The organism is Anthropogastromicrobium aceti (genome assembly GCF_020687335.1).
Taxonomy (GTDB): Bacteria; Bacillota; Clostridia; order Lachnospirales; family Lachnospiraceae; genus Anthropogastromicrobium; species Anthropogastromicrobium aceti.
The window spans coordinates 1-8,691 of record NZ_JAJEQN010000070.1 but is presented as its reverse complement, the minus strand read 5'-3'; the positions used below and the strand labels follow the sequence as shown (position 1 = coordinate 8,691).

5 protein-coding genes are annotated in these 8,691 nt (G+C 42.2%); all 5 read left to right on the top strand.

Annotation, left to right across the window (positions count from 1 at the left end; all coding sequences use genetic code 11):
- Positions 1-86 precede the first annotated feature (86 nt).
- The 5 genes from LKD48_RS15875 to LKD48_RS15855 all read left to right on the top strand — a co-directional run bounded on the left by LKD48_RS15875 (position 87) and on the right by LKD48_RS15855 (position 8,619).
- A complete protein-coding gene (locus tag LKD48_RS15875) occupies positions 87-1,418 on the top strand; it encodes an ATP-binding response regulator (protein ID WP_308732585.1) in 1,332 nt (443 codons plus the stop codon).
- Positions 1,419-1,515: 97 nt separating this feature from the next.
- Positions 1,516-1,905, top strand: coding sequence for a hypothetical protein (locus tag LKD48_RS15870; protein WP_227100309.1), 390 nt, complete (start codon positions 1,516-1,518; stop codon positions 1,903-1,905).
- 27 nt (positions 1,906-1,932) lie between these two features.
- Positions 1,933-3,912: an excinuclease ABC subunit UvrB gene (gene uvrB / locus LKD48_RS15865; protein ID WP_308732584.1), complete on the top strand. Its 1,980-nt coding sequence runs from the start codon at positions 1,933-1,935 to the stop codon at positions 3,910-3,912.
- 23 nt (positions 3,913-3,935) lie between these two features.
- Positions 3,936-6,767 carry an excinuclease ABC subunit UvrA gene (uvrA, locus tag LKD48_RS15860; RefSeq protein WP_308732583.1) on the top strand — a complete coding sequence of 944 codons (2,832 nt, stop codon included), beginning with the start codon at positions 3,936-3,938 and terminating at the stop codon, positions 6,765-6,767.
- A 280-nt stretch (positions 6,768-7,047) separates the two neighbouring features.
- Positions 7,048-8,619 (top strand): serine hydrolase, encoded by a 1,572-nt coding sequence (locus LKD48_RS15855; protein WP_308732582.1) that lies wholly within the window; start codon positions 7,048-7,050, stop codon positions 8,617-8,619.
- Positions 8,620-8,691 lie beyond the last annotated feature (72 nt).

Genomic DNA, 8,691 nt, shown 5'->3' with positions numbered 1-8,691 from the left:
GGGGGTTTGAGTCCGATGGAGTATAGACGCAGTCTTGGAATTGCTTAATTCAGGTCCAAGAAAGCGTCCGCACCCCCAAAATAACATTGGAAGATTATATAAAACACAATCTGTTAAAAGTATCTATTGTAAGTGTCGTTACTGTTTTAAGTGTTATGACTGTGATTCTTGTGCTTTTAAGAAAGGCAAGAAAGGCCGAGGCTATTGCAACGAGGGCAGCAATAAATACACAGGAGCTTAATGAAAAGCTGCAGGTGGCAGTAGAAAAGGCTGAAAGTGCAAATAATGCAAAATCGACGTTTCTTTTTAATATGTCGCATGATATAAGGACGCCAATGAATGCAATTATCGGATATGCAGATCTGGCATCTAGGCATATAGATGATGCAGAAAGACTTAAAAAATATATGAAAAATATTCAGTCATGCGGCCAGAATTTGCTGTCTCTTCTTAATGATGTGCTGGATCTTGCCAGAATTGAAAATAATAAGACAGAAATGGAATATGTAATTTCAGATATCGGCGCAGATTTTGAAACATGGGTTATGATGTTTTTGAATCAGGCGGAAGAAAAGAAACAGACAATTACTGAGACAAAGCATTTGCTTTATCCGTATGTTTACATGGATGTTTCTCATGTATCGGAGATTTTTATTAATATCATAAGCAATGCAATTAAGTACACTAATAATGGAGGTGTGATAAACTGTGATATTTCGCAGGCGCCTGGCAAAAAGAATGGCTGGTGCGATGTTATTATTACTGTAAAAGATAATGGAATTGGTATGTCAGATCAGTTTTTAAAGCATATTTATGAACCATTTGAGCGAGAGCGCAATTCAACGATAAGCCGTGTAGAAGGAAGCGGCATTGGAATGGGTATCGTGAAAAGGCTTGTTGAGCTGATGGATGGCAGTGTTGATGTGCAAAGTAAAATTGGCGACGGCTCTACAGTTACTGTAACTATCCCATGCAAAATTGCATCAAAAGAGGAATCAATTGCAAAGCGGGATAAAGGAACTCATGATAAAGCCAGCTTAGTTGGTGCGAGAATTTTGGTGGTAGAGGACAATGATATTAATGCAGAAATTGCAACGGAGCTTCTAGAAGAGGAAGGTTGCATTATAGAGAGGGCATGCAATGGTGTGGAGTGCATTGATATGCTTGAAAAGGCAGATAATTCATATTATGCGATGATTCTTATGGATATTCAGATGCCTGTCATGAACGGCTATGATGCTACTAGGAAAATTCGCAGAATGAAAAATCAAAATAAGGCACAAATTCCTATCATTGCAATGACAGCAAATGCCTTTACAGAGGATAGACAGATGGCGCTTGATGTAGGTATGAATGATCATGTCTCCAAGCCGATTGATATGAACATTCTTGTGCCGATCATGATGAGGTATGTGTAACTATTCAGAGCCATGCAAAATAGAAGCATCGAAGATGCGATTTTGCGAATGGGGTTCTGAATAGTTACAAGTATTTATAATATAAGAAGGGTGTCATATGGACGAGAAGCTTAAACAAAAATTAATTGAAGCTGTTAAGGCAGGCGATGAAAATCAGGCAAGTGAGCTTTTGTGGCAGCTTGTAATTGATTGCCAGAACTGTCCGTTTAAGACTGTGTCAGGTCTTCCATTTTCCTATACTATTAAACGTGGACGAAATGGAGAACTGACAAAAGAGTTATGGATTGACAGACGGGAGAATAGTAAGTCATTGGCGTGGAGCAGTATCAGACTGGCATTTTCAAATGCAATGAAAATAAAGAGTGCGGATCGCCCTAAAGCGCTTGGCGATATTCGCGGTGTTTCTTATATTTACCCTATGCTGTGGCGCTTTGGTGTGCTTGAGGTACCGCAAACAGCACAGCAGCGTATGAATACAGAACTGTAAAAAATAATGTACGATGGAGGCGGGAATATGGATCATTTTAAACTGGTGTCTGAGTATGCACCGACTGGCGATCAGCCAAGGGCGATTGAGGAGCTTGTAAAAGGATTTAAAGAGGGAAATCAGTTCGAGACACTTCTCGGTGTAACTGGTTCGGGAAAGACATTTACTATGGCAAATGTCATTCAGGCATTAAATAAGCCAACATTGATTATTTCCCACAATAAGACGCTTGCCGGTCAGCTATATGGTGAGATGAAGGAATTTTTCCCAGAGAATGCAGTTGAATATTTTGTCTCATATTATGACTATTACCAGCCTGAGGCTTATGTGCCTTCATCTGATACGTATATTGAGAAGGATTCTGCGATCAATGAGGAGATTGATAAATTAAGGCTTTCTGCGACGGCAGCGCTTTCTGAGAGACGTGATGTAATTGTAGTGGCATCTGTTTCGTGTATATATGGTCTGGGAAGTCCTGTTGATTATAAGGATATGATTTTATCACTTCGTCCAGGAATGATAAAGGATCGCGATGAAGTAATCAAAAAGCTTGTTGAGATGCAGTACGAGCGAAACGATATGGATTTTCACCGAAGTACATTTCGTGTGCATGGTGATGTCGTAGAGATTTTTCCAGCAAATGAGGGTGAGACTGCAGTGCGCGTAGAGTTTTTCGGTGATGAAATTGATCAGATAAGTGAGTTTGATCCGCTGACAGCACAGGTAAGAAGCCGTCTAAAGCATATCGCAATTTTCCCGGCCTCTCATTACGTTGTTGACCCAAAGGAGATGCTTCGCGCAACAACTGATATTGAAGAAGAGCTAAAGGAACGTGTAGATTTCTTTAAGCGAAATGACCGTTTGCTGGAGGCACAGCGAATTTCAGAACGCACTCACTATGATATTGAGATGATGAGAGAAACTGGCTTTTGCTCTGGAATCGAAAATTATTCGCGTCATCTGGCAGGGCTTCCGGCCGGTTCACCGCCGTTTACGCTGATTGATTATTTTCCAGATGATTTCTTAATTATTGTGGATGAGTCTCATATTACACTTCCGCAGGTGCGCGGTATGTTTGCAGGAGACCGCTCACGAAAAACTACGCTGGTAGATTATGGTTTTCGCCTTCCATCAGCACTTGATAATCGCCCTTTGAATTTTAGTGAATTTGAAAGCAAGATTGACCAGATGCTTTTTGTTTCGGCAACACCAGGCGATTATGAAGGTGAGCATGAGATGATGCGTGCAGAGCAGGTTATACGTCCGACAGGACTTTTAGATCCGCCGATTGAGGTGCGTCCAGTTGAGGGGCAGATTGATGATCTGATTGCCGAGATTAGAAAAACGCTGCGGTCAAAAAATAAAGTGCTTGTCACGACTTTAACAAAAAGAATGGCAGAGGATTTGACGGAATATCTGCGCGATGCAGGTATTCGCGTGCGCTATCTGCATTCTGATATTGATACGCTTGAGCGCGCACAGATTATTCGCGATATGCGTCTTGATGTGTTTGACGTGTTGGTGGGCATCAATTTGCTTAGAGAGGGTCTTGATATTCCGGAGATCGCGCTTGTGGCGATATTAGATGCTGATAAGGAAGGATTTCTGCGTTCAGAGACGTCACTTATTCAGACGATTGGACGAGCAGCACGAAATAGCGAAGGTCATGTTGTGATGTACGCTGATACGATAACAGACTCTATGCGAAATGCAATTGAGGAGACAAAAAGAAGACGCGAGATTCAAAATGAGTATAACATAGAGCACAACATCACACCTACTACTATAAAGAAGGCTGTCCGCGATCTGATTTCAATCTCAAAGGCAGCAGAGAAGGCTGATGAGAAGCTTGCAAAGGATCCAGAATCAATGAGTAGGCAGGAACTCGAAAAGTTGATTGCAAAGGTAGCAAAACAGATGAATAAGGCAGCTGCTGAGTTAAACTTTGAAGCAGCGGCAGAACTTCGTGATCAGATGAGAAATCTGAAAAAATATTTAGATGATTAAAAGAAAGGCATATAATAATAAATATGGAAAATAAGAAATTTATCCGAATCCGCGGTGCAGCAGAGAATAATCTAAAGCACATTGATTTGGATATTCCAAGAGATGAACTTGTTGTGCTGACTGGATTGTCTGGTTCAGGAAAATCCTCACTTGCATTTGACACAATATATGCAGAGGGTCAGAGGCGATACATGGAGTCGCTTTCATCTTATGCAAGACAATTTTTAGGTCAGATGGAAAAGCCAAATGTTGAAAGTATTGAAGGTTTGCCGCCGGCAATCTCCATTGATCAGAAATCTACTAATAGAAATCCGCGTTCTACGGTAGGTACCGTAACGGAAATCTACGACTATTTTCGTCTTTTATATGCGCGTATTGGTGTTCCACATTGTCCTGTCTGTGGCCGAAAGATAAGCCGTCAGACTGTTGATCAGATGGTGGACAGTTTGATGGCACTTAAAGAGCGCACGAAGATTTTATTGCTGGCACCTGTTGTGCGCGGAAAGAAAGGCCGTCATGAGAAGGTTTTGGAGCAGGCAAGAAAGAGCGGCTATGTGCGTGTGCGCATTGATGGTAGTCAGTATGATCTGGAAGAGGAGATTACGCTTGATAAGAATATAAAGCATAATATTGAGATTATTGTAGATCGTCTTGTCATAAAAGAGGGTATTGAAAAGCGTCTTGCCGATTCACTGGAAAATGTGTTAAAGCTGGCAGATGGTCTTGCTTTTGTGGAGGTTGTGGATGGAACGCCAATGACGTTTAGCCAAAACTTTTCCTGCCCTGACTGCGGCATAAGTATTGATGAGATTGAGCCGCGAAGCTTTTCATTTAATAATCCATTTGGTGCGTGTCCAACTTGCTTTGGACTTGGCTATAAGATGGAGTTTGATGAGCAGCTTATGATTCCGGATCAGTCGCTTAGCATTGATCAGGGGGCAATTATTGTGCCTGGATGGCAGTCATGTACCGATGAAGGCAGCTTTACAAGAGCGATTTTAAATGCACTTGCAGAGGAGTTTCATTTCACGCTAGACGTGCCATTTGAGTCATACAGCAAAGAAATTCATGATATTTTGATAAATGGAACTAATAAGAGTGTAAAGGTGCGCTACAAGGGACAGCGAGGAGAAGGCGTGTATGATATTGTATTTGAGGGCTTAATTAAAAATGTAGAGCGCCGTTACCGTGAGACAGGTTCGGAAACAATCAAAGCAGAGTACGAAACATTTATGCGCATTACACCATGTTCTACATGTAAGGGCATGCGTCTGAAAAGAGAATCACTTGCCGTGACAGTGGCAGATAAAAATATTTATGAGGTGACAAATCTTTCTATTCGTGATCTTGCATCATTTTTATCTGATTTGACGCTTACCACGACGCAGCAGCTGATAGGTGAGCAGATTTTAAAGGAAATCCGAGCGCGCGTACAGTTTTTGATTGATGTAGGTCTTGATTATCTTTGCCTGTCGCGTGCAACTGGTACGCTTTCAGGCGGTGAGGCACAGCGTATTCGTCTGGCAACACAGATTGGCTCTGGTCTTGTTGGTGTGGCTTATATTTTAGATGAGCCAAGCATTGGTCTGCATCAAAGAGATAATGACAAGCTGCTAGGCACATTAAAGCATCTTCGTGATCTTGGCAATTCTGTTATTGTCGTTGAACATGATGAGGATACAATGCGTGCTGCCGATTATGTAGTTGATATTGGACCTGGTGCAGGTGAGCATGGCGGTCAGGTTGTTGCAGCAGGCACGGCAGAAGAACTTATGAAAAATCCGGCATCCATAACTGGAAAATATTTGAGCGGTGAACTTAAGATTCCAGTTCCAAAAACAAGAAGAGAACCGCAGGGCTGGCTGACTGTAGTGGGAGCAAAGGAAAATAATTTAAAGAATATCACAGTGAATTTTCCTAAGGGAGTCTTTACATGCGTAACTGGTGTATCTGGTTCTGGCAAGAGCAGCCTTGTCAATTCAATTTTGTATCAGGCGCTTGCAAAGCAGCTAAACCGTGCGAGAACCATTCCAGGTGCATATAAAGAGATTAAGGGCATAGAGCAGTTTGATAAGGTAATAAATATAGATCAAAGTCCGATTGGCCGCACACCGCGCTCTAATCCGGCAACTTACACTGGCGTGTTTGATATGATCCGTGATCTTTTTGCTTCAACAGTTGACGCAAAGACGAGAGGCTATAATAAGGGTCGTTTTAGCTTTAATGTAAAGGGTGGACGCTGTGAGGCATGTTCCGGTGATGGTATCGTAAAGATTGAGATGCACTTTTTGCCTGATGTGTATGTGCCATGTGAGGTCTGCAAGGGAAAACGCTATAACAGAGAAACGCTGGAAGTAAAATATAAGGGAAAGAGTATTTATGATGTGCTTAATATGACAGTAGAAGAGGCGCTTACATTTTTTGAAAATGTTCCGTCTATTTACCGCAAAATTGAGACATTGTATCAGGTAGGTCTTTCATATATACGATTAGGTCAGCCATCCACAACGCTTTCAGGCGGCGAGGCACAGCGTATTAAGCTGGCGACTGAGTTAAGCCGAAAGAGTACAGGAAAGACAATCTATATTTTAGATGAGCCGACGACAGGACTTCATTTTGCAGATGTTCACAAGCTTACAGAAATGCTGCAGAAGCTTGTAGAAAACGGCAATACAGTAATTGTAATCGAGCACAATTTAGATGTAATAAAGACAGCTGATTATATTATTGATATGGGACCAGAAGGCGGAGACGGCGGAGGAACAGTAGTAGCGCAGGGAACGCCTGAAGAAGTGGCAGAGTGCCCGCAGTCCTACACGGGATATTATGTAAAACGTGTTATAGCTAATGGATAAGCCAATATTGCGGCAAAGCCCGAAGGTGAATGGCTTTCACGAGACGGACACTTGAAGCAGGTCTTTCAAAGTAATGTATGATAAGAAAGAACATAAAAGGAACCTGCTGAGTTTGGTCCGTCGACGAAACCATTACACCGAAGGGCTTACGCAACTTACACCGAAGGCTTTCGTAACATGAGCAGATCCCACACTTGCAATCTTTACACAGGTATGATAGACTAGATTGAATTAGTAACTAATAAAGTATAATCAGAAAGCTATATGAAAGGGTAAGGTAATGCGATTGAATAAGAAGAGCCTCCTTCTTGGCGTGATCGTTTTATTACTTTCCTGTATAGTTGGAAGCAGTGCAAAAAATGGCTCATTTCTTGAAACTGTGCAGGCTTCTATGGTACGGGAAAATGACAGCGATCAGTCACAAGATCAGCCGGGGATTGGCGTATCAGCCTTAGGTTACTGCGTGATGAATGCAGATACGGGTGAAATTGTTTTGCAAAAAAATGCTGACGAAAAGCTTCATCCGGCAAGCATTACAAAGATTATGACGCTGCTTGTGACGGTGGAACAATGTAAGAACCTTGATTCTGTAACAACTGTGTCAGAAAATGCACTGAATCAGATTGCACCGCTTAGTTCAACACTTCATCCGATGCCAAAGCCGGGAGAGCAATTTACTATCAGGGATCTTTTATATGGTCTTACGATGTGCTCAGGCAATGAGTGCGCGAATATCTTAGCGGAAGCAGTTTGCGGTGATATCGACAGCTTTGTTGAACTGATGAATGAGAGAGCAAAAGAAGCTGGTGCAAAAAACACTCATTTTTCAAATCCTCACGGACTTGATGCTGACGATCATTTAACAACAGCATATGATATGGCGCTTATTATGAAGGCAGCACTAAAAAATCCGGCGGCAAAGGAAATTCTTTCTGCGAAAACATACACTATTCCTGAAACAGCGTATACATCTAAGAGAAATATGACAAGTGGTCATAAGATGGTTTCAGGTGAGTTTGAATGTGAGGGTGTTTATGCCGGAAAGCCGGGCTATACACGTCTTGCCCAGTCTACGCTTGTGACAGCTGCAAAGCGAGACGATGTTGATCTTATAGCAGTCGTTATGAAATCAGACTCAGGCATAAGTTATGAGGATACAAGTCTTTTGCTTGACAATGCCTACGCAAAGATAAATGATTGGGGCACGACTGGCGGTTTTAATGTATATCATCCGCGTGTGACGCAGATTGACGATGCCGGCTTTACCGTGACATGGGATGTCGGCTCAGATGCTGTGAGAGCTGAGTTTCCTGTCTGGATTGAGTATGACAGTACAGATGTGCTGACAAAGGGATCTTTGGAGGTGACATCTGATACAATTTCTTATCATGTCAGCCTTTTAGATCACGCCGGAAAAAACGGTGTGTATACAGTACAGGCTTATGTGTATAATGCGTCAGGAGAATCAAAGGTCTGCTCAATTAAGGTTTTATCAGGTGTAGGTGATAAGAAGGGTTTTGTAAACTGGAATGGCGCCACTTATTATGTGCATGAAAATGGTGCACTTGGTCTGCAGTGGCAGGAGCTTGAAGAGGGCTGCTATTATTTTGATTATACGACAGCGCAGATGGTTACAGGCTGGGTGGGTAGCGATACGAAATTTTATCTTGACCCAGATGGAAAGCTGCACACAGGCTGGCTTAAGCTTGATGGAAAGCAATATTATTTTTATCAGGCAGGCGATATGGCAACTGGAAAGATGACCATTGGAAATGGTGAATATTATTTTGACGAAAATGGTGTTTTGCAGTCTGGTTTCGCGATTCCGCAGGCGCCATCATTATATGAATGATACCAGGGTCAAAAGCTCCAAAAGCCGTTCGTGCTTGCACGATTAGGTTTTTGAGCTTGGGACCCGCAAAAA

Coding starts and splice junctions, on each gene's coding strand:
- LKD48_RS15870 (WP_227100309.1), top strand. CDS start 1,516: ATGGACGAGAAGCTTAAACAAAAATTAATTGAAGCTGTTAAGGCAGGC.
- uvrB (WP_308732584.1), top strand. CDS start 1,933: ATGGATCATTTTAAACTGGTGTCTGAGTATGCACCGACTGGCGATCAG.
- uvrA (WP_308732583.1), top strand. CDS start 3,936: ATGGAAAATAAGAAATTTATCCGAATCCGCGGTGCAGCAGAGAATAAT.
- LKD48_RS15855 (WP_308732582.1), top strand. CDS start 7,048: ATGCGATTGAATAAGAAGAGCCTCCTTCTTGGCGTGATCGTTTTATTA.